The 20,109-nt window shown below is 47.4% G+C and carries 17 protein-coding genes; 7 read left to right on the plus strand and 10 right to left on the minus strand.

Annotation, left to right across the window (positions count from 1 at the left end; translation table 11 throughout):
• The 5 genes from FO440_RS23600 to FO440_RS23620 form a co-directional block, all read right to left on the minus strand.
• A complete protein-coding gene (locus FO440_RS23600) occupies nt 1–1,581 on the minus strand; it encodes a GAF domain-containing sensor histidine kinase (protein WP_144250782.1) in 1,581 nt (526 codons plus the stop codon).
• Between the two features lie 186 nt (nt 1,582–1,767).
• Complete coding sequence (locus FO440_RS23605) at nt 1,768–3,735, minus strand: HRDC domain-containing protein (RefSeq protein WP_144250783.1); 1,968 nt, start codon at nt 3,733–3,735, stop codon at nt 1,768–1,770.
• A 48-nt stretch (nt 3,736–3,783) separates the two neighbouring features.
• Complete coding sequence (locus FO440_RS23610; RefSeq protein WP_144250784.1) at nt 3,784–4,773, minus strand: LLM class flavin-dependent oxidoreductase; 990 nt, start codon at nt 4,771–4,773, stop codon at nt 3,784–3,786.
• A 280-nt stretch (nt 4,774–5,053) separates the two neighbouring features.
• Nucleotides 5,054–6,346: a sensor histidine kinase gene (locus tag FO440_RS23615; RefSeq protein ID WP_186292784.1), complete on the minus strand. Its 1,293-nt coding sequence runs from the start codon at nt 6,344–6,346 to the stop codon at nt 5,054–5,056.
• A 90-nt stretch (nt 6,347–6,436) separates the two neighbouring features.
• On the minus strand, nt 6,437–8,122 hold the full coding sequence (locus FO440_RS23620) for an FAD/NAD(P)-binding protein (RefSeq protein WP_144250786.1): 1,686 nt from the start codon (nt 8,120–8,122) through the stop codon (nt 6,437–6,439).
• Between the two features lie 66 nt (nt 8,123–8,188).
• Here FO440_RS23620 and parS point away from each other — a divergent pair, with 66 nt between their 5' ends.
• Both parS and FO440_RS23630 read left to right on the plus strand, forming a co-directional pair.
• Complete coding sequence (parS, locus tag FO440_RS23625) at nt 8,189–8,596, plus strand: type II RES/Xre toxin-antitoxin system antitoxin (RefSeq protein ID WP_144250787.1); 408 nt, start codon at nt 8,189–8,191, stop codon at nt 8,594–8,596.
• Between the two features lie 2 nt (nt 8,597–8,598).
• The gene (locus FO440_RS23630; protein WP_144250788.1) at nt 8,599–9,048 is read left to right on the plus strand and encodes an RES family NAD+ phosphorylase; all 450 of its coding nucleotides are present in this window, start codon (nt 8,599–8,601) and stop codon (nt 9,046–9,048) included.
• Nucleotides 9,049–9,090: 42 nt separating this feature from the next.
• Here the strand turns inward: FO440_RS23630 and FO440_RS23635 are convergent, their stop codons facing one another.
• Nucleotides 9,091–9,918 (minus strand): hypothetical protein, encoded by an 828-nt coding sequence (locus FO440_RS23635; RefSeq protein ID WP_144250789.1) that lies wholly within the window; start codon nt 9,916–9,918, stop codon nt 9,091–9,093.
• Between the two features lie 43 nt (nt 9,919–9,961).
• On the opposite strand from FO440_RS23635, the gene FO440_RS25025 reads away from it, so the two are divergent.
• Genes FO440_RS25025 through FO440_RS24630 form a run of 3 tightly spaced genes read left to right on the plus strand, consistent with a single transcriptional unit; the run spans nt 9,962 to nt 11,715 of the window.
• Nucleotides 9,962–10,096, plus strand: a complete 135-nt coding sequence (locus FO440_RS25025) for a hypothetical protein (protein WP_262711514.1) — start codon at nt 9,962–9,964, stop codon at nt 10,094–10,096.
• Nucleotide 10,097: 1 nt separating this feature from the next.
• Complete coding sequence (locus tag FO440_RS23640) at nt 10,098–11,567, plus strand: SDR family oxidoreductase (protein ID WP_144250790.1); 1,470 nt, start codon at nt 10,098–10,100, stop codon at nt 11,565–11,567.
• 4 nt (nt 11,568–11,571) lie between these two features.
• A complete protein-coding gene (locus tag FO440_RS24630; protein ID WP_186292785.1) occupies nt 11,572–11,715 on the plus strand; it encodes a hypothetical protein in 144 nt (47 codons plus the stop codon).
• On the opposite strand, the gene FO440_RS23645 is transcribed toward FO440_RS24630, so the two are convergent.
• Genes FO440_RS23645 through FO440_RS23655 form a run of 3 tightly spaced genes read right to left on the minus strand, consistent with a single transcriptional unit; the run spans nt 11,708 to nt 15,777 of the window.
• On the minus strand, nt 11,708–12,931 hold the full coding sequence (locus FO440_RS23645) for a delta-60 repeat domain-containing protein (RefSeq protein WP_144250791.1): 1,224 nt from the start codon (nt 12,929–12,931) through the stop codon (nt 11,708–11,710). The two genes, FO440_RS24630 and FO440_RS23645, sit on opposite strands and share 8 nt — an antisense overlap.
• A gap of 15 nt (nt 12,932–12,946) precedes the next feature.
• Nucleotides 12,947–13,990: a CsgG/HfaB family protein gene (locus FO440_RS23650; protein WP_144250792.1), complete on the minus strand. Its 1,044-nt coding sequence runs from the start codon at nt 13,988–13,990 to the stop codon at nt 12,947–12,949.
• 29 nt (nt 13,991–14,019) lie between these two features.
• Complete coding sequence (locus FO440_RS23655; RefSeq protein ID WP_144250793.1) at nt 14,020–15,777, minus strand: DUF5018 domain-containing protein; 1,758 nt, start codon at nt 15,775–15,777, stop codon at nt 14,020–14,022.
• 245 nt (nt 15,778–16,022) lie between these two features.
• On the opposite strand from FO440_RS23655, the gene FO440_RS23660 reads away from it, so the two are divergent.
• On the plus strand, nt 16,023–17,891 hold the full coding sequence (locus tag FO440_RS23660) for a sensor histidine kinase (RefSeq protein WP_186292786.1): 1,869 nt from the start codon (nt 16,023–16,025) through the stop codon (nt 17,889–17,891).
• Entirely contained in the window at nt 17,891–18,556 is a 666-nt protein-coding gene (locus FO440_RS23665; RefSeq protein ID WP_144250795.1) for a response regulator transcription factor, read from the plus strand. Before FO440_RS23660 ends, FO440_RS23665 begins: the two co-directional genes overlap by 1 nt.
• A 4-nt stretch (nt 18,557–18,560) precedes the next feature.
• Here the strand turns inward: FO440_RS23665 and FO440_RS23670 are convergent, their stop codons facing one another.
• Nucleotides 18,561–19,730, minus strand: a complete 1,170-nt coding sequence (locus FO440_RS23670; protein WP_144250796.1) for a BamA/TamA family outer membrane protein — start codon at nt 19,728–19,730, stop codon at nt 18,561–18,563.
• Nucleotides 19,731–20,109: the final 379 nt, after the last annotated feature.

Consider the following 20,109-nt stretch of genomic DNA (forward strand, 5'->3'; position numbering starts at 1 on the left):
TTAAAGATGAGGGGTGAGGGGTAAAGTAAACCAAAAAGTACTGCCGGCTCCCGGCTCACTGATCACACCGATCTGCCCGCCGTGGCGTTTGATGATCTCCGCCGAAATATATAATCCCAGCCCGAGGCCGGTGTTTTGTAAACGTTCGCCCTGGTAATAGCGTTCAAATACATGTGCCTGCTGTTCCGCTGAAATACCGGGACCGTGATCACTCACCGAAATTTTGACACTCGAGCCCGTCTTTTCGAACCGGACCCCGATATCTTTGCTGCCCGGCGCGTATTTAAAGGCATTGTTGAACAAATTGATCAGCACCTGTTCCACCCGGTCGCGGTCGGCTTCGACCCGCAGCGCTTCATCACCCTCCAGTACCAATTGATAAACCGCCGAGAGTTTTAAAAAAGCGGCAGCCTCCTGGATGAGTTCCGACAAATTGAATTCCGTTTTGTTCAGGCGCAGCTGCCCTTCAGCGGTCCGCGAAAAGTTCAGCAGGTCTTCTACCAAACGGGTGATCTTATTGATGCTGCGGTTGGCCTGCTCCAATAGTTTCGGACGAACGCTCTCACTGGGATCGCGGTTCAATAATTGCAGCGCGCCTTTCAAACCCGTCAGCGGCGTCTTCAACTCATGGCTCACGACACTGATAAACTCATCCTGGCGCATGATCAGCTTGCGGCGCCGCGTCACATCCATAAAAGTGCCGATACCCCCGGCCAGTTCTCCATCGGCATCAAAGATCGGCGCGGCATTGATACTGATGTAAAAGCGTTCCTTATCCGGCGGCTGCACACCGATCTCCATATCATACACCGGCTGACGGGTAGCCATCATGATCGCCATCGGGTGTTCTGCTTCCGGCAGCGCACTGCCGTCCACCCGCAGGTTCTCCCATTTCGGGTCATGATAGGTACGGCTCTTGATCTCATCCTGTGCCAACCCGAGTATTTTTTGCGCCATTTCATTGGCATAAGTCAATTGCCCGTCCAAACCGATCATACCCACCCCTTCGGCCATCGTATCCAAAATACTTTGCAGGCGGGCATTGGTCTGCTCCTGGACATCGGACTGCTGATAATTAGCCAGCCGGAGCTCCACCTGGTCCATCACTACGGTTGCCAGTTCACGAAGTATCTGCTGTTCATACAGAGACAACGACCGTGGTTCCCGGTCCACCAGGCACATTGTACCAATGACATAATCGTCGGGGGTGATCAGCGGCGCGCCTGCGTAAAAGCGCAATCCGAAACCGCCGTGAACCGCCGGATGTTTATCCAGCAAGGGTTCTTCCAATGCGTTTTCAATTACCGTTACCTCAGGGCTGAGCACCGCCAGCGCACACAGGCTTTCACCCCGGTCCACCAGCGGCATCGGCGGTAACCCGGCAGAAGCTTTCACCGCCTCGTGCGTGCCATCCAGGAAAGAAACATGCGTGATCGGCATCCGGAAAATCGTCTGGGCCAGTTTACAGATACTGTCGAAGGCAGGTTCACCGGGCGTATTAAAGATGCGGTAACGCGCCAGCGCGGTTATCCGTTCGGAATCGTTAACAGGAATGATCCCGATCGGGTAGCTGTTTTTCATTGTGCAATTTAATCAAATTTTAACTGAACTTTTGTCATCACGCAATAACCAAACCAGTGCTATAAAAATGGAAAATACTTTTGGAATTGACATCATCCCTAAAAACGCTTAGGCGATACCAAATTCTGAACACACCGCATGAAAATGCATTTGATAATGTTGCCCGGTCAACGATCCCAATATTTGCTAAAATAAACTGACCTGCTCGGTTCCGGGATTTTGGTAATTACGGATCAGGGTGATCAGTTCAGCGCCATATTGGGTAGCCTTATGCGGGCCAAAGCCTTTGATAGCGCCCAGGGCTTTCAGTGTCGCCGGCAGCTTTTCCGCGATAGCTGCCGCTGTTTTTTCAGAAAGGATCATATTCGGCATCACTTTTTCGGCCGCAGCCCGGGTTTCCCGCCATTGGAGGATCTGTTGATAGAGTGCTTCGTTGGGTACGGCGTTAAGGGCCTCAAGATAAGAGCGCTCCCGGTTATCCTGTTTCTTTTTGCGCAGGGCCAGGTAAGCACCCGTTTGGAAAGTGTTGGCCGAAAAATGCTCCAGTAAGGTGATGCGGTTCATCAGCCAGCTGATCAGCTGATCGGCTTTGGCCGCCTTGTCTTTGGATTGACCGATCAGCGCGGGTAATTGCCGGTGAAGGTTTTCAACTGCCCGGCGTAGTTTATCTAAAAAATAAGCCGAGGCGGACCGGCTGCGCCCGGGATCGAGCTGCAGGTTAAATTTTGCCGCCACATCCAGTACTTCCTGCTGAAAACCGGGCAGCCCCGGGTCGAAACCCTTGAGCCTGTTTTGAAGCGGCAGGAAATTAAACAGTTCGCTAAGCAGGAAAAGACGGTATTTTTCACGGTCACGTTCGAGGGTTAGCCGATCAGGCCGCAGCGCTTCCGCCTGTTCGTTAAAACGGATGACCGCCGGGTCACCGATGATATTTCGCGCGCTGACAGGCTTGCGTAAAACCATACCCGGCAAACTGCGGCAGCGGCTCAGGGCGACATAAGCCTGGCCATGCGCGAAAGATTCGGACACATCAATGATCGCCTGTTCAAAGGTCAGGCCCTGGCTTTTGTGGATGGTAATGGCCCAGGCTAATTTGAGCGGGATCTGCGCGAAGCTGCCCGCATTGGTTTCTTTGATCGCTTCTTCAACTGCCTCGTATTTGACATTCGTCCATTCCTGTGGTTCGACCGCGATCTCCCGGCCGTCCTTATCTGATACATAAACGGTATTATGTTCGATTCGGCTGACCGTGCCGATCTTCCCGTTATAAAAGCGTTTTTCGGCCGTGCCGTCGTTTTTAACGAACATCACCTGCGCTCCCGTTTTCAGCTTAAGGCTGGTCTCGGTAGGATGGGCATCCTTTGGAAAATCACCCCGGATGGTGGCGGCGAACACTATTTCCTCAGCGGCTAAATCATCCAGGCGTTCCGTGTTGATCTTTTGCGCGATGCTGTTATGGGTGGTAAGGGTGATATAAGGATCTGCTTCGCCGGGTTTAAAATCCGGCAGGTAGCGGGCATTAAGTATGGCCAGACTTTCGGCGCTGATGTGCTGGTTCCGGACCTCGTTCAGGATATCGACAAAAGCCTGGTCTTTTTGCCGGTACACCCGGTCCAGCTCGATGCGGACGTAAGGCGCTTTTTGCAGCACCTGGCTGCTGAAAAAATAGGGCGTGGCGTAGTATGGGCGCAAAATGTTCCACTCGTCCTCGCGGATGATGGGGCTGAGCTGGGCCAGGTCGCCGATCAGTAACAATTGTACACCGCCAAAAGGATGTGCCGAAGCTTTTATATTTCGCAGGACGAGGTCGATCTGGTCGAGGGTGTCCGGCCTGACCATACTGATCTCGTCGATCACCAATACTTCCAGGTTTTGCAGCAGATCGCGTTTTTCGGCGCTGTAAAAGCTGTCCTGCCCCAACGAACCCGGTACGGATGGGGCAAAACTTAACTGGAAGAACGAGTGGATCGTCATCCCGCCGGCATTAATGGCGGCAACCCCTGTCGGGGCCACTACGGCGAGGCGCTTTTGGCTGCTTTGACGTAAGTTTTGTAAGAAAGTGGTTTTGCCCGTTCCTGCCTTACCTGTTAAAAAAACGATGGTATTGGTGCTGTCCAGGTAGTCGGCAGCCAACTGAAGGGTAGGGTTATTCATGTTCACTGCCAAAATTATTAGTAAAAAACTAAAATTGATATAATAATCTTAAGTCTTTAAAGCTTCTGCCAGTAAACGGTAAGATTTTAAGCGGGCGTTTTGATCGTATAAGTGCGAAGTGGCCATGATCTCATTGATCCCGGTACGACTGATGAAATCCTTCAATTGGGTTTCAACCGTGGGCTTGCTGCCGGTAAAGGAGTAGGTCAGCATCTGCATAGCGGCATCGCGTTCAGCGGGGCTCCAGATGTCGTCCATTTTTTCGACCGGCGGCGGCAGCAACTGGCGCCTGCCGGTGATGATCCCGCGGAAAAGCTGTTTTAACGAGGTGGCCAGGTATTCGGCTTCATGATCTGTATCTGCGACGACTACGTTCACACAGGCCAGGACGTAGGGTTCGGCTAAGTATTTAGACGGTTTAAAGGTCTGACGGTAAAGTTCGATGGCAGCTAAAAAATAGGTAGGCGCGAAGTGGCTGGCAAACGCGTAGGGCAGTCCTTTGGCCGCGGCGAGGCGGGCGCTGTCGAGGCTGGAACCGAGGATCCAGATGGGGATGTCCAGTCCTTCGCCCGGAACGGCACTGATGTTGTTCGGATGGTCGCCGGCAAAATAGTGCTGCAAGGACTCCAGGTCCTGCGGGAAATGAAAGGCCGCGTTCATGTTCTCCCCGCGGATGGCAAAGGCGGTGGCCTGGTCGCTGCCCGGCGCACGGCCCAGGCCCAGGTCGATCCGGCCGGGATACAGTGTTTCCAAAGTACCGAACTGTTCGGCGATCACCAGCGGGGAGTGGTTGGGCAGCATGATCCCGCCGGAGCCCACACGAATGCCTGACGTATTAGCAGCGATATGCCCGATCAGTAAACTGGTCGCGGAACTGGCCACATTGATCATGTTATGGTGTTCAGCGAACCAGTACCGGGTGTAGCCTAAAGCTTCCGCTTGCCTGGCATTCGCCACACTATATTTGAATGTGTCAGCGATCGTATGTCCTTCGATAACCGTCGCCAGGTCGAGCACGGAGTATTTGAAGTTTCCCATAAGGCAAAAATAGCAGAGACGGCGTGAGCAACTGTCAGCCGTTTCTCCTATTCTGCGCTTAACTGATCATCGCAAAAAGTACAAAAAAAAGTGCCGATAGGTATAAAAATGATGGTTCCTGAAAGCTACATTTACAGGTTAGCGCGCCAATCGCTCAAACCAAATAATGATATGAAAAAAAGGGACTTATGTTTCGCCATAGGGTGTTTGCTGATGCTGCTAAAGACGCGCCGCTCATTTCATCCGGACTGATCGGGCCCGTACGGCTGATGAGCGGTCATTAGGATGCAAGCGAATTTACCGGCAGTTCCACATAGAAGGTAGTACCGCTTTCCGGCGCGCAAGTGAACCAGATGCGCCCGCCCATGAGCGTGGTATATTCCCGGCAAAGCACCAGGCCCAAACCCACGCCGCTTTCGTTGGCTGTACCTTTGGCGGTCGATGAACTGAATTCGAAGATCGCGTCGCTTAGCCCCGCGGGCTGCCCGTTGCCGCTGTCTTTTACAATGAGCAGGCAGGTTTCCGTATTGCAATTGGCGCTTAACCGGACATTCCCGCCCGGGGAGGTGAATTTAATCGCATTATTGAGCAGGTTGCGAATGATCAGCTGCAGCATATCCGCGTTCGCGTAGATCATGGTACTTTCGGCAAAGACACCATCCAGCTCGATCTGCTTCCTGGCAGCGATGGCCCGGAACAACTGGATCTGCGGCTCCAGCAACTGCGCGATCGCCAGGTTTTCTTTCCTGATACCGGCCCCGCTCATCTGGCTGGTCGACCAGTGTAAAACGTTATTGACCATATCCAGTGTGCCGCGCGTGGATTGCAACAGCTGCGCCTTGATGTCCCGCCGCTCGCTCTCAGACAGGTCAAACTCTGCCAGCAGTTCCAGGTAGTTCTGGATCAGCGATAAAGGGCTGCGCAGGTCATGTGAAATGATCGAAAACAGCTTGTTCTTTTCCGCGTCCAGCTCCTGCAAACGGGCGGCCGTTTGCTGCGCCTGCTGCCGCTCGGCGTCATAGCGCCTGCGGATGATATAGAAACAGGCCAGTACGATCACGACGACCGTGGTATAGGCCGAGGTCATATCCAAATACCTGTCAGCCTTGTTATGATAAGTGAACGGTACCCAATCCGGGTACAAATATTGTATATAATGTAAAGTAAATACCACCAGTAAATTACTGATGATCCAGAAGGGGTATTGTTTCACGGGCATGATCGCCACAATGATGACCAGTATCAAAATAAAAAAATACCCCGTGGGCCCGTCGACACCCGAATTCAGGAAGAAATTCGCGATGAACAACCCCGTACCGGCCAGGCAAAAGATCACCCGTGCAGGCGCGGTCGCGTCCCGGTAACGCGAAAAATAATACAGGGAGATCACCAGCAGCAGCGAAACGATGCTGGCGATAGCTACCGCCGGGAGGCCCACCATGAAATTCAGCGGGATATTATAGACCAGGGCGGCCATGCAAATGACCAGCACGGAATGAAAAATGCGTACGGTCAGTGGGAAATGTTCCCGCTTACCGCCCACACGCTCACTGACCTTCCGAAAAAAACTCATCATAGGACCCACCCAGGGCATAAAAATAGCGAAATATTTTAATACGGATGGCAGGCTAATGATAAGTGTTAATTACTCAGGCGGATGCTGTTACGCCCTTAAACTTTTGATGATGATGGCGGAGGCTTCTTCACTAAAGTCGAGCCCGGAGTAGTCAGGGTTATAGCCGCCAATATAAGGAACGGCCATTACATAGATCCGGTCATTCAGCGCGCCGTAAGCGTCTGCGACCTGGAAGTTATCGTTGATGGTAATGCCCGGCACCCGGAGATAATAATCGCCATGATCATCTTGCGTCACCGCTAAGCCTTGTTGCTGGTCTTTCAGACCGATATTCGGATCTTTATATTTGAGTTTGGCAGGAGTGATGGTACGATCTTTTATTAAACTTTTGAACGGAAATTCCTCAAACTTCAAATGCGGCTGCCCGGTACAATTGATATAGGTTTGAAAAAATACATGCCGGTTATCATAGTGATAAATGGCGCCGCCGCTTGCCACGGGTTCCACTTCGCTGTCTTCGCCGACCGGGATCAGCTCCAAAACACCCGCAGCATGCAGGGCCAGCAGTTCCTCGCTTGAACTTTGGGGAATATAGGCGATCACGATCGAGATCAGCGGGGTCAGCGTTTTTTGCAAACGCTGCATATCTTCGGCGGATAAATGTTTGGCCGGGTAGTTCAGCGCGAAACTCAGCACACCCAGCATTTCCTTCCAGTAAATTGATTTTTTTCGTTTGATGGATTTTGCGGCTTCGGCATATTCGGCTTTCAATAACTGGAAAGGATCCAGTTTTTCGCGCAGGTCCATCATAGCGGCCACAAATTCTTCCATGCGCATATCCTTGATCTGCTCATAGAATTCGGGCTCCTTTTCCTGGATCGGCAGTTTAAAATCCTTTTCGAAAATATAGTCGAGCGAAAGGAACCCACCATTGGCTTTGATATGCGCTTTGATCTCCTCATCGCTCAACAGGCTGTCATTTTCCAAATGGGAATCATCCAAGTGAAAGCGGACCGCCGGCAACATCCCGTTCCGGGTATGCAAAACCATTTTAAATTCCGGGCTTTCTGCTGACAACTCATAGTTAAGTTCGCCATCCTCTTTTTTTACAAAAGTGCCGTTATGCCGTGCCAAAGTCCGGATCGCGTCAACGGCCGTAAGTGACGAACCTGTAATAGCGACCGCATGGTTCAGTTGCAAACCTAATTTGGACGGGGGATAGGGCGAATCAAAAAAGCCGGGGATCATACCTTCGTGCTTCTTCGGCCAGTTATGCCCCGTACAGATCACCACATGATCAAATTCAAACTTTTCCGAGCCATCAACTTCAACAAGGACAGTGTTGCCCCGGTCAATCACATCCGTCACCTCAGTATTGTAATAAACGGTAAATTCCAGTCCGATCTCTTTAGCCCGCTTCTGCAAAAGATCAAACTGTGCTGTCAGGTACTGCCCGAACAACAGTCTTGGCAGGACCTTGAACTCATTAAAGCGCTTAGCCTCCAGGTGGTACTTATCCAGTGTATCCTTCGGCACATGTTGCACCCATTGATCCAAAGCTGTCACCAGCTCGGGGATCTCGTTTCCTGAAACATTTGTAATATGCTCATCACAAGCGCCCTCCGCGCTATACGGCATGCCCGCACCCAAACGGTTCTTCCGCTCAAAAACCGTCACCACGAAATCCGTGTCACCGCTTTCTACCAACCGCTTAAACATAAACAAGCCACTCGGCCCACCGCCCAAAATTGCGACCCTCTTTTTAATTTCCAATTCTCAATGAATTTTAATGATTAGAAAAATTTCTTTAGGTTAGTAGAAAAATTTCTATATTTGTGTATGATCGATACATCAATTTACATGCCATTATACGCCAACCCGGTTGCGCTGCTAAACAGCTCCAGGAACGGCCTGGCCGCTAATGCCGCGATTGATTTTCTTAACCTGTCAGGATTTACCCATTCTGAGTTTCAAACCACGTTTAAAACTACGGTCAAGACCATCCAGAATTATGCGTCGCAAAAATTGAAGCTGGATTCGGTATTAAGTGAAAAACTGTTAAAAGCATTTGCTTTATTTGAAAAAGGGGCGGCTGTATTCGGTTCACCCGAAGCCTTCCATGACTGGCTAAACAGGCCGGCATATGGTTTGGGCGGACAATTACCCTATGAGTTGATGGATACCATTACCGGCATTATGCTGATTGAAGAAGAACTGATCCGCCTGGAATACGGAGACCTGGCCTGATCATGATCGTCAGCCGCATTGCTTTACGAAAATACGCGAACGACCTGCAGGCTTCCGGCAGGGCCGCCCGCTGGAACCCCAATGACCTCTACATGCTCTATACTGCCGCTTCGCGTTCACAAGCCTGCCTTGAAAATGTAGTTCACCGCGACAGGGTAGGACTTACACAGTTATTCAACGTGATGACCATTGACATTCCCGACAACCTGGTCACCCATCAAATAACTTTAAAACATCTGCCGGCTGACTGGAAACAATTCATCAATATGCCGCTGACACAGCAAATGGGAGCGGACTGGATCAGGTCAAATCGCTCTGCTGTCTTAAAAGTCCCCTCATCCATTATCGACGGCGAAGTAAACTACCTGCTCAACCCGGCGCACCCCGACTATAAAAAAATTCGCCTGGTCAGTTCAGAACCCTTTACCTTTGACCAAAGAATTAAGGCTTAATGGGCGCAAAAATCAGGAAGGCTAATTCCAGTGCCACAGCCTTTAATAGTGTTTGTTCAATTTATATTCGAAATAAGTAACTTTCTTCCGGATGGCATCTACCCATACATAACCGCCGTTCATGCCTACGTAAATATGCTTAAGGTCCTTGATCGCCACTGAGTTGGGTGAGAAAAAGCCCCAGGTCAATTTATCCAGGAGGAGTTGCTTTTGCCATTTCCGAGTGCGGTACAAACCTCTAAACGTGGCGATATATAATTCGTCCCCGTAGTTGCTGAACGCCATCGGCCCGTCTTCCAATTTCTGGACCTCCCTGGTGATCACCGAATCGCCTTTTACCCCGACATAATTTACCGCACCATAGCTATATTCCATAAACACCAGGCCCTCCATCATGAACAGACTGTCCCTGAATTTAAAGAGCCGCTGCACGTTCCCTCCTTTTAAAAGGAACGTTCCACGGAGTAGTTCGTCATATTCATGGGTATTTGCCGAAATGGCACCCCGAAGCGGGCTGAATGGCGGTTCCATCGGCTGGGATTTGCCGTTCACATATACTTGTCTGATCGTCGTATCATTAGGCTTGAAAAAAAGCCCTCCGCCAAATTCACCCAGGTGGATCGCGATGAGCTTACCTTCCGGTACCCGATATTCACGGATCGTCGAGTCCCTCGTTTGATTGATCCTTAACCGCCCATGCAACATGGACACCGCAAAAGCGTAACGCGACGCGTTGAGGGCGTAAAACAATTTGCTGCTCAGGGCAGGAGCGGGAACCTGTTTAAAATCACTGACAGCATAACGCTGCGCATAGCCATTCGACCACAAGCACGCGCATAAAAGGAAAAGCAGGTAAGTAATTGGCTTCATACTTGCTGTTAAAGATAAAAGGAAAATTAAAATAAACCCGGTTATGAAAAAAGATAAGGAAAGCGAAGATTTAGAAGCCAAAAAAAATGCGGAAGAAGAAGCCCTGGAAGGTCCTGCACCGGCTGAGGATGAAACTGAAGTAAATCCGGAAGACGCTAAAATAAGCAGGAGCGAGTAAAATGAAAATATTGCTGACCGGCTCGACCGGCTACATCGGAAAAAGGATCCTGCCCGCGCTTTTGGAAAAAGGGCACGAAGTCGTTTGTATGGTGCGTGACAAGGACAGGCTGGATATTAAAAAATACAAAGCCGGGCAAGTAAGCGTCGTAGAGGCCGATCTAATGAAACCCCCTACGCTGAAAAAACTGCCCAAAGATATCGATGCTGCCTATTACCTGGTGCACTCCATGAACATGAGCGGCGGCGATTTCAGCAAGGAAGAAAAACGTTCCGCCGTCCATTTTGTGGAATTCATGGATTCGACCGATGCGCAGCAGATCATCTACCTGGGCGGGATCGTCAATGAAAAACAGCTCAGCAAGCATTTGGAAAGCAGGAAGGCAGTAGAGGAGGAGCTGCGGAAAAGCAAGGTGCCCGTTACCGCTTTAAGGGCGGGGATCATCGTCGGCTCCGGCAGCGCATCATTTGAGATCATCCGTGACCTCGTGGAAAAACTGCCCGTCATGGTTGCGCCTCGCTGGCTGAAAACCAAATGCCAGCCCATCGCCATCCGTAACGTGGTACAATTGCTCACCGGCGTGCTTCATAAAAAGTACACCTATAACCAGCATTTTGATATCTATGGCCCCGATACGCTCACCTATAAGCAAATGCTCCTGCAATTCGCGCAGGTGCGGAAACTCAAACGCAGGGTTTATGTCGTTCCCCTGTTCACGCCGCGCTTATCCTCTTACTGGTTGTATTTTGTGACCTCGACTTCCTATCCGCTGGCGAAAAACCTCGTGGACAGTATGAAGGTGGACGTCATTGCGGGAAAAAATGAGCTCTCCGGACGGTTGCAAGTCGAGCTGATCCCTTATAAGGAAGCGATCAAAATGGCCTTCGAAAAGATCGAACAGAACATGGTGCTCTCCAGTTGGAACGACGCCGGCGACAACAGCATCTTCGCCAAGGGCCTGGCGACCCATATCGAGATCCCTAAATTCGGCGTCTTTAAGAACCGGCAAACCCGGGAAACGAAGGATCCCAAAAAGGCGCTTGACCGCATCTTCGCCATCGGCGGCCGCAACGGCTGGTACTATGCCAACTGGCTCTGGGGATTCCGTGGTTTCCTGGACCGTCTGTTTGGCGGGGTAGGTTTAAGGCGCGGACGTAAGAACGCTGCTGAAGTTGCGCCCGGGGATGCCCTCGACTTCTGGCGCGTCATCTATGCCGGCAAAGAAGACAAACGGCTCCTGTTATATGCGGAAATGAAGCTCCCCGGAGAAGCCTGGCTTGAATTTAAGATCGACCAGAAAAACTGCGTTGAGCAAACCGCGACCTTCCGCCCGCTGGGCATCGGCGGCCGCCTATACTGGTACGCCATGCTGCCCTTCCACCATTTTATCTTTCGCGGCATGCTCAAAAAGATCGCCGATCCGGGGCAAAATCCTGAAACTAAAAACATCTTGAAACCCACCCCATTATAAAATCATGAACAAAATCTCCAACAGACTTTTGCTATTCACCTGCCCGCCGGCGGTTGCGGCAATCACACCCATACAAGACAAGTTTCCAAAAGATATCGCAGGCACCATGCAGATCCAGGGCATTTACCTGGATACTCAGACTACTTAACTGTAACCCGGACAACAGGGTACAAATTGATATCACCAGCCAATATATACTTATCACCTTGCTGAAAAATCCGGACAACTGTACTGCCTAAATAGCCCAAATCAAATTTGTCATCATGCGTTCCGTCACTCTGGTAAAGTGAAAGATAGGACGGACCCGATCTGTTAAGGTCCTCATAACCACCCGCTAAAATACGGCCATCAGCCAAAATGCCCATTGTCCACAAGTTTCCCGTGGTTGCAGACGTTTTGAATGATTGGTCAAGCGAGCCATCGGCATTAAAACGGGCTACCCGGCTATAATTATGAAAGCCATCCCTGACGCCGGGATCGGTGATACTTATAAAATCACCGCCGACCACCACCTTATTGTCGGGCTGCACAACGATCGCGTTAATGCTCCCTCCGGTACCGGGTAAGCGCCCGTCTATGGATTGTTTCATCTCAAACGTTGGATCTATACTGCCATCCGCATTTATACGTGTTAAACTATGCCTGGTAATGGATCCGCTGCCCGCAATTAATCCACCCGCAACATACATTTTACCGTCGTTCAGGACCTGTACAGCGCTCACGCCGCTTGAACCGGTCATATTCAACCTGAAGTCTGTGTAAAGCAAGCCATTGGCCGTGATTTCGATCAGATCATCATAAGCTGTACCGTTGGTGATCACCGTATTAAATATGCCCGCGATCAACAACCGGTCGGTGCCTAAAACTGTGATACGATTGATATATGGCAGAGATTGACCCATATTATTGAAATTGGGCGAGGTAAAGGTGTTATCGAGCGCTCCGGTAGCCGTAAGACGTATCAGGTATTTTTTTACACCCTTAACGGTAAAATCCCCGGCTGCCAGTATCTTGCCGTCGGACAGGATAGCCATCGCGGAAAAATTGTTGATGAGCCATGTCTTATCCACATCTATATTGAAACTGTTATCCAGGCTACCGTCCGTATTCAGACGATATATACCGTCTTTAGCGTTAAGCGTCCCCCCAAATACGACTTTGCCATCCGCTTGAATTGCGGCAACCTCCGCTCCCCCTTCGGGGCTGTTATATGTTTTGTCAATGACTGGATTTGATACGGTGGTACCGGAACCATTGTTATTCGAATTATTATTTGTGTTGTTGTTTGGACTTGGACCGCCACTTTTGCTGCAGGATCCCAACAATGCCGCTGTTGTTAATAAGATCAGGATAGTTTTTTTCATATTGCAGGTAGAAATTTATTTCGCTTTCATTTCAACTTTGCCGGAGTCGAACCCGGTTACTTCATACTTGACGCCTATTTTTTTGCTTATTTCGTCTAAGAAAGCATCGGCTGTGCCGCCATAGCTTACTGTGAAGCTACCAACGCCCGACGATAAAGCTTTCTCCATTGATTTATATCCGGGCATCGTTGAGATCATTCCTGCCAGACCGTTAAATGAAGCATAATTAGCATTTGTAAGTGATATCTCAATTTCGTTTACACCCCCGTTATGACTGGTGTTGCCCGGGATATTATCTGAGGTGATATTTAATGAATCGCGCACATGAGCCATATATTCCACGGCATGGATCACCCCGTCTTCCAAAACCGCCGCGATAGCCGGGTCGCTGTTATCGGTTGACACCAGGCCCAACACCGAAACGCTGTTACCCGTTTTCGACTGTACCCGGATCACTTTCGAAGTGATCACATCGCGCGTTTCCGGATTAACCAGTTTCAGGTTGAAGCCTATTTTTACCAGTTTTTTACTGGCGCCCACACCCATTACATTTACCCCTTTGCCTTTAACACTATATTCAATGATCTCGCCGGTCGCCACGATTTGCGCGCCAAGTTGTTTACCCGCTTTTGGTGCCTTCTTGCTGCTCAAACTGGTTGTACCCGCATTGATTTCCTGGGTAAGGTCGTCGTTGTTCTTCAGGGTTTCCAACACCCTGAAGCAGCTTACGCCCTGTAATGCGTTCGTCAGCATAGCAGCCATGTTATCACCCAGGGTTGGTGGTATGGCATCAGCTTTGGGCGCATTACCACCGCCACCCGTAAGCATGGACAGGGCTTTAAGTGTATTATTTGCATTAGCGGTTCGCTGCGCCGCTGCATCATTAACGCTGGTCGTGGTTACATTGAACCGGGTCACGCTGATGCGAGCCCTTTTTTCAAGCGGCATCGCGGCACATTGCTGTTTCACTTCCTCGTAGGTGATCTTTTCGTCTTTTTGGGCGTATGCTGTCACCGTTACCAGGGTCAACAACAAAACCATCATATTTCTGTTCATCATGCTATTTGATTATTTTGGTTTTTACTTCTTTACTGAAAAGCTTGCTCATCAGCCAATGTGTTATTCTGATAAGTATTTGATTGAATAACTATTCCAGCTAAACCTTTTTTATAAATAATACCGTATCCGCCGCTATTTGAAATCGTACAATGCGTTATGGAAGCGTTGGTGGCCGTTAAACCATATTCTATGTAAAGATTAACAGCACATTTCAAACCCAAGCCGCTGGGGAGTTTATTTGAACCCGCGCCATCGATTACACAATAATTCAAAGCAATCTCTGGGTCAGTGTTGAGTAGTGCCAGGCCTCGCCAAACACCGATACCAGGCTTATAGCCGCTGAACTTGATCGGATCTGATGCAGTTCCATTAGCAATCAGGGTTCCCGTTCCAAGTATAAATCCCGCATCAGTTAAAAATTGCATTTGTACGCCTGCATTAATCGTTAACTTTTGGTTCAGATTGATATAGTCATCAATTTGGTAGGTGGCATCCAACTTTTGCATAATCGTGTTTTTTGTAAGCCCATGATTAAGTCCATCAAGCTCGATGTATTTTTGACCGTTATTGACATAAGTACTTTTAGTATCGAGTTTACCCAAGGCATCCATGGTGATCCGTAATGCGGAAAGCTGATTATTTGAAAAAGTATTACTTTCAAAATCCTTAAAAACGACTCTGCCATAAGAATAATTTTGATCATAATCCCAGAGACCATAGCCCGAATTATTTAAGAAGCTACAATTCTTTACCGTAAGTTGCGTACCCCCGTTGCTGACGGCATAATTATCGGCAATTAATACCCCAGCCTTATTAGCGATGGCGCCCCCTGCATCTTTAATCGTAACATATTCCCAATCGTTGAGAAGATTACCGGAGGCTATTTGAACGCCGGTCCACGAGCCGGCAACTGCTGTTTTACCTTCCAGCACAATAGGTTTGTCTGCCGTTCCGATCATCTGCAATGCACCGGAACCGGTTACTGTAAATCCTGAAGCAGCCCCGTCGAATTGTATGGTAACCCCCGGCTCTATGATTAAAGTTTTAGTGATGGGTATATTGCATTTTACAATATAATCCACTCCGCCGCTTACATCTTTCCAATCCGCCGGTATCGCGCCGGTACAGTCAACAACAATCGGTTGTGGCTGGGCCAGGGTAGCAGTTACCTGGTATACCTGTGTGCTGCCATCTTCTGCTGTAACGGTGTAATTAACCGGTTTGCTGAAATCTGCGGCAGCGCCCGATGCCGGCGATACAGTCGCCTTCGCCGAAACCGTGATGGTCGGCGCCAAAGCGGTCAAAGGGGTGCCGTAGGGAAGTGTCGCGGTTATTTTTTTTGTAGTATCGTTAACAGACGCGGTAATCGCGGGGTTCAATGTGCTAAATGAAAAACCCGTAATAGCTTTAGCAGGGCTCTTGCCCACGATCACAGTTATGGTAAAGGTCTGCGTGCTGCCATCCTCGGCGGTAACCGTATAAGTTACCGGGCTGGTAAAATTCTGCGGCGTGCCTGATTTTGGCGAAACTGCCGCTTTGTCAGATGCGGAGATCGTAGGCGAAAGAGCAGTTACATCAGTACCGTACGGAACGGTGATTTTAATAGAACTGCCATCGACAGTGCCATTGGTTACTGTCCCGTTTATGGTCACGCTGAAAGCTGAAATACCCTTCGCTGATGATTTTGAAGGAGCGGGGTTGTTATCCTGCTTTTTACCGCAGGATTGAACAATCACTAAAAAAAACAACACCGATAAGGTGCGAACAATCATGTTAAAGTGTTTCATATTAATCAAATTGTGATAAGGTTTAGTATTACTGTTTTCTGAATATTTTTAAAGTATCGATGAATTAATTTCGTTGTTCAAATTTAGCGCTTGCCTGGCGGCACGCATCTACCTGTTTACAGGTAGATAACTGGAAATGAGGATAGATTAACGTAGTTTAGTCGTAATTATCAGGAATACCTTAGCCGAATGCACTAACAATGGGATTACTAAAATCTATAAACATTTATTTATTGCTCTGTACAATGGCACTGGTTCCTGTTTGTGCGCGGGGACAATCAATAAAGGACACGCTCATGATTAATGAGCCGGACGGGGAATATCCAATCAACCGCCATTTGCACATCTATGGAACGGACCGCCGCTTAAGTCCTGATTTTATAGCCGGCTCCTTAGCGCCCTCAGCTTTTACAACGCTATTCCCGGAAAAATCATTTAGTGCAAGGCTAAAAGTTTATAAGTATTATTGGCTGCAAGTGACCGTTAAAAATAATTTGCCCAAAGTGGATTTTTTTTACTTTCAGCTGAATAGCCAAACCCTGGATGTAGTAACTGCTTATCAGGAAAACCCAGGCGGTCATTTTACCACACTCGGAATTACCGGTACAGATATCCCGTTCAAGTTAAGGGCATACCGGTATTGTGATCTGGTTTTCCCTGTTATGTTAAAACCAGGCGAGGTTATTCATTTATTATTAAGAATTGATAATAATGACCCTAATGACGGCGATGACATTCATTTTCTTCCGCAATTTAGTGCATCCAATATTTTCAAAGCAGAAGAAGAAAAGTTCTACATTGTTACAGGATTGATAACAGGAGTGATGTTAACGGTTTTCCTGTTAAATATATTTATAGGGTTTGCGCTAAAAGAGAAAATCCATCTTTATTATGGCTTATACATCCTGGTGGCGCTATATGAAATATACAGCATATCAGGTACCGACCTGCAATATATTTATCCGCAGCGTCCCGAATTTTCAGGATACCTGCAATATCTGTCGCCGTGCTTGCTGGCAATTTTAATGACGATGATTATGCAGTTCTTTTTAGATCAAAGAAAAACCAACAGCAAAATTAAGCGATATGCTGATATTGGCTTTTGGGCAATTATAGGCATGATGCTGGTCAACCTGTTTATCTTTTTTGCTTTTCCCGAAAACAGGTCATTAATAGGCGTTTACGAGATAGTATTAGCTGTTTTGCTGCTTTTTCAATGCCTGGTGTTTGTTGCCTCCGCCGTTGAAAAGATCCTTCAAGGGTTTAAACCTTCCTGGTTTTACCTGGCCGCGATCACTGTATTCATCATCGGCCTAATTGAATTTATAGTAATGGTATTATTTGGCAGTAACCAGGAATTGGTTTTAAAACGATATCCGAATGATTTGCAAATAGGAATAGTTGTTGAGGCCATAGTGGTGTTTTTAGGGATCGCCTATCGGTATAATTTATATAAAAAAGAAAAAGAGCGGCTAATGATAGAACTGAGCATACAACAAAGGAACCTGATCGAAAAAATTGTTGAAGCAGAAGAAACTGAACGCAAACGAATAGCCGAAGACTTGCATGATGATGTTGGCGCAACACTCAGTATTTTATCCATGCATCTGAGTAATGTCCCGAAGGGAACGGGTGGTGAAAGTCACGAACAGCAGAGCTTAAATTTAAGTGTTAAAGCTTTTAATGATATTAGAGCCATAGCGCATAACCTGTTACCCAGGGATTTTACAGAAACAGGCTTGTTTTTGACCTTAGAAGCCCGCGTATATGAACTAAATACGACCGGACCCATCCGTTTTGTTTTAATTACCGAAGGCGATGAAAAAAAATTAAATGAGCTGTTTTCAATCACGATTTACCGCATTGTTAACGAGCTTTTAATTAATATCCGCAAGCATTCTATGGCGGCTGAAGCCGCGGTACAAGTTTTATTAACTGAAAATAATGTGCAAATAATGACAGAAGATGACGGCATCGGTTTTAAAAGTGACTCGGTTATGAGCGGTATAGGTTTAAAGAACATTAAGGGAAGAGTTGAACTTTTAAATGGCACGATCCATATTGATAGCAGTAAAAATGGTACCCAAACAATTATTCATATACCTTTAACATAATGCCCTCCGATTTTATGCATAGTGAAAAAACAAAAGTCATCATCGCTGATGATCATGCATTATTTGCTGACGGGCTGGAGCAGATAGTTAACAATATGCCTGACTTTCGGGTAATTGCCAAGGTGCCAAACGGAAAAATGCTTTTACAATCTTTTAACTGGCTGCAACCAGACCTCATTTTGCTGGACATCAACATGCCCTTGATGGATGGTTTGGAGAGTGCGGTAGCTATCAAAAAAAAATTTCCCGCGGTCAAAATAATTTTCATTAGTATGCATTATGATTTCAGGTATAAAACCTTCATTAAAGATCATAATATCAGTGGTTTTGTTATTAAAAATATCAGCGCGCTTGAGCTAAGACAAACATTGGAGCAAGTAATGGCCGGCGGTAAGGTTTTTATGCCTCCACCCGAAACTACAGTGCCCGCCAGAGAAATGCCGGAGACAGGGTTTATGAAATTGTATAAATTAACGAAGACCGAGACGGAGATCATCGAATTGATCGCGGCAGGCTGTTCCACGAAAATGATCGCGGACCAAAGAAAGCTAAGTCATCTGACCGTGGAATCTCACCGTAAAAACATATTCAGGAAGCTTAATGCAAAGAATATGGCCGATGTGGTTGCGTTTGCTGTGATACAAGGTATTTACAAACGCAATTAATGGTCTAAAATATTTCCCCTAAATTAAGAAAAAGTCCATTGGAGCCATAGCAGCCCACCGCGTAATCAATACAAATATTGGTATTTGAATGTTTGTTCACTTTTACCCGTAAGCCTGCACCTGCCGCCGGAATTATTTTTCTAAAACTATTACCCGCTAATTCGGTCAGACTTTCGCCATTAGCAAAAACAACGCCGCCCAATAAGCCGTCCCGCGAAATACCAAACCGGTATTCACCCTCCGCGTATATCATGTTTTTACCTATAAATCTTCCATCTATATAACCCCTGCCCGTATTATTAAACATATCCAGCCCGGTTCCCGGCAGGTCTAAATAGGGAGTATCACCGTTAGTCAGCCAAACCATTGTCCAAAAAGCAAGCACATTATTTGACCTTGCGGACAATTTAAAATAACGCCTGAGGTCTAGCTGCAAAGATTGCCAATTACTGTTACTTCCCGTAATCTTCGCATTGTCCCTGTAAATTAAACTTGCATAAGCACCGCCTGTAGGGTTGATCGGGTTGCGCCTGCTATCGTATAACAGATCCAGATTGATACCTGATGAAAAAGAGCCGGACGAAAAGCCGTATTTTTGAAAATCTGTAATAGTGTGTAAAATATTGCCTTTTTGCGTAATGTCAAAATGATGATCCATGTTGACACCGGTACCTGCGTAGAGATCCGGTAACAGTTTCCGGTAGATCGTTAAATAAGTTCTCACATATTTAAAATCTATCGGGTTAGCCTGCGCTTCTGTGGTCAGCGTTCCAAAGCCATAAGTATCTTCCGGGAATTGTTCGAAGCGTGTATCGGTTACGATCTTATAATGATCAGCAGCTATCCAGATCTCAGAACGTGCTACAAATTCTTTTTGATTTTTTGTATCGTACGTTAAACTTCCATCTATTTCTGAAAGATTTTGTTGATATTTTGCCTGGGTAAAAAAGCCGACGTTTGCGCTAATGTCCCCGTTAAACCCGGTTGTCAGCGAATAACCAACCGATGGTATAAATGAAAAATCCGCCTTTTTTGAAGATTCATGCTCATCTTCGTTTTCTTTAATATGCAAGAGTTTTCCAAAAAGGTCCGCAAGGTCACGCTGCTTTACAGAGTCGGTCAATTTTTCATTTAAAACGGCGGGCAATTGAGCGAAAGCGTCGCAAGAAGTCATGAACACTAAAATAGTAAATAGACCCCTGTAAGATTTCAAGATAAGGAATTAAGCTTTACAAAGATAGTAATAAAACGCAGCTGTAGAATGCGAATCGTTTACAGTTCAAGAGGTCATAAAACGTTTAATTATATGGTAATTGGCAGGCCTGTCAAACCATACGATCTTAAAGCATCCAGCTACGCAGTTTTTAGCACAAAACGTTTTCTTTATGTAAGTTATCCCCAATTTAGAGTGATGCCTTGGCGTGATACAAAACCCCGGGAATCTTCAAGGTTTTTAAATGTTTTCAAGTCGCCAAGATAAGCGTAGTTAACAAAGAAAAATTAAGTTCTATTGAACATATGTTCAATTTTTGCGTTTTTCAAAGAATAATGTT

The organism is Mucilaginibacter corticis (assembly GCF_007558865.1).
In the GTDB taxonomy this organism is placed as follows: Bacteria; Bacteroidota; Bacteroidia; order Sphingobacteriales; family Sphingobacteriaceae; genus Mucilaginibacter; species Mucilaginibacter corticis.

Bases quoted from the DNA above. Each gene is read 5' to 3' on its own strand.
- FO440_RS23600 (WP_144250782.1), bottom strand. From the start codon at position 1,581: ATGAAAAACAGCTACCCGATCGGGATCATTCCTGTTAACGATTCCGAA.
- FO440_RS23605 (WP_144250783.1), bottom strand. From the start codon at position 3,735: ATGAATAACCCTACCCTTCAGTTGGCTGCCGACTACCTGGACAGCACC.
- FO440_RS23610 (WP_144250784.1), bottom strand. From the start codon at position 4,773: ATGGGAAACTTCAAATACTCCGTGCTCGACCTGGCGACGGTTATCGAA.
- FO440_RS23615 (WP_186292784.1), bottom strand. From the start codon at position 6,346: ATGAGTTTTTTTCGGAAGGTCAGTGAGCGTGTGGGCGGTAAGCGGGAA.
- parS (WP_144250787.1), top strand. From the start codon at position 8,189: ATGATCGATACATCAATTTACATGCCATTATACGCCAACCCGGTTGCG.
- FO440_RS23630 (WP_144250788.1), top strand. From the start codon at position 8,599: ATGATCGTCAGCCGCATTGCTTTACGAAAATACGCGAACGACCTGCAG.
- FO440_RS23635 (WP_144250789.1), bottom strand. From the start codon at position 9,918: ATGAAGCCAATTACTTACCTGCTTTTCCTTTTATGCGCGTGCTTGTGG.
- FO440_RS25025 (WP_262711514.1), top strand. From the start codon at position 9,962: ATGAAAAAAGATAAGGAAAGCGAAGATTTAGAAGCCAAAAAAAATGCG.
- FO440_RS23640 (WP_144250790.1), top strand. From the start codon at position 10,098: ATGAAAATATTGCTGACCGGCTCGACCGGCTACATCGGAAAAAGGATC.
- FO440_RS24630 (WP_186292785.1), top strand. From the start codon at position 11,572: ATGAACAAAATCTCCAACAGACTTTTGCTATTCACCTGCCCGCCGGCG.
- FO440_RS23645 (WP_144250791.1), bottom strand. From the start codon at position 12,931: ATGAAAAAAACTATCCTGATCTTATTAACAACAGCGGCATTGTTGGGA.
- FO440_RS23650 (WP_144250792.1), bottom strand. From the start codon at position 13,990: ATGATGAACAGAAATATGATGGTTTTGTTGTTGACCCTGGTAACGGTG.
- FO440_RS23655 (WP_144250793.1), bottom strand. From the start codon at position 15,777: ATGAAACACTTTAACATGATTGTTCGCACCTTATCGGTGTTGTTTTTT.
- FO440_RS23660 (WP_186292786.1), top strand. From the start codon at position 16,023: ATGGCACTGGTTCCTGTTTGTGCGCGGGGACAATCAATAAAGGACACG.
- FO440_RS23665 (WP_144250795.1), top strand. From the start codon at position 17,891: ATGCCCTCCGATTTTATGCATAGTGAAAAAACAAAAGTCATCATCGCT.
- FO440_RS23670 (WP_144250796.1), bottom strand. From the start codon at position 19,730: ATGACTTCTTGCGACGCTTTCGCTCAATTGCCCGCCGTTTTAAATGAA.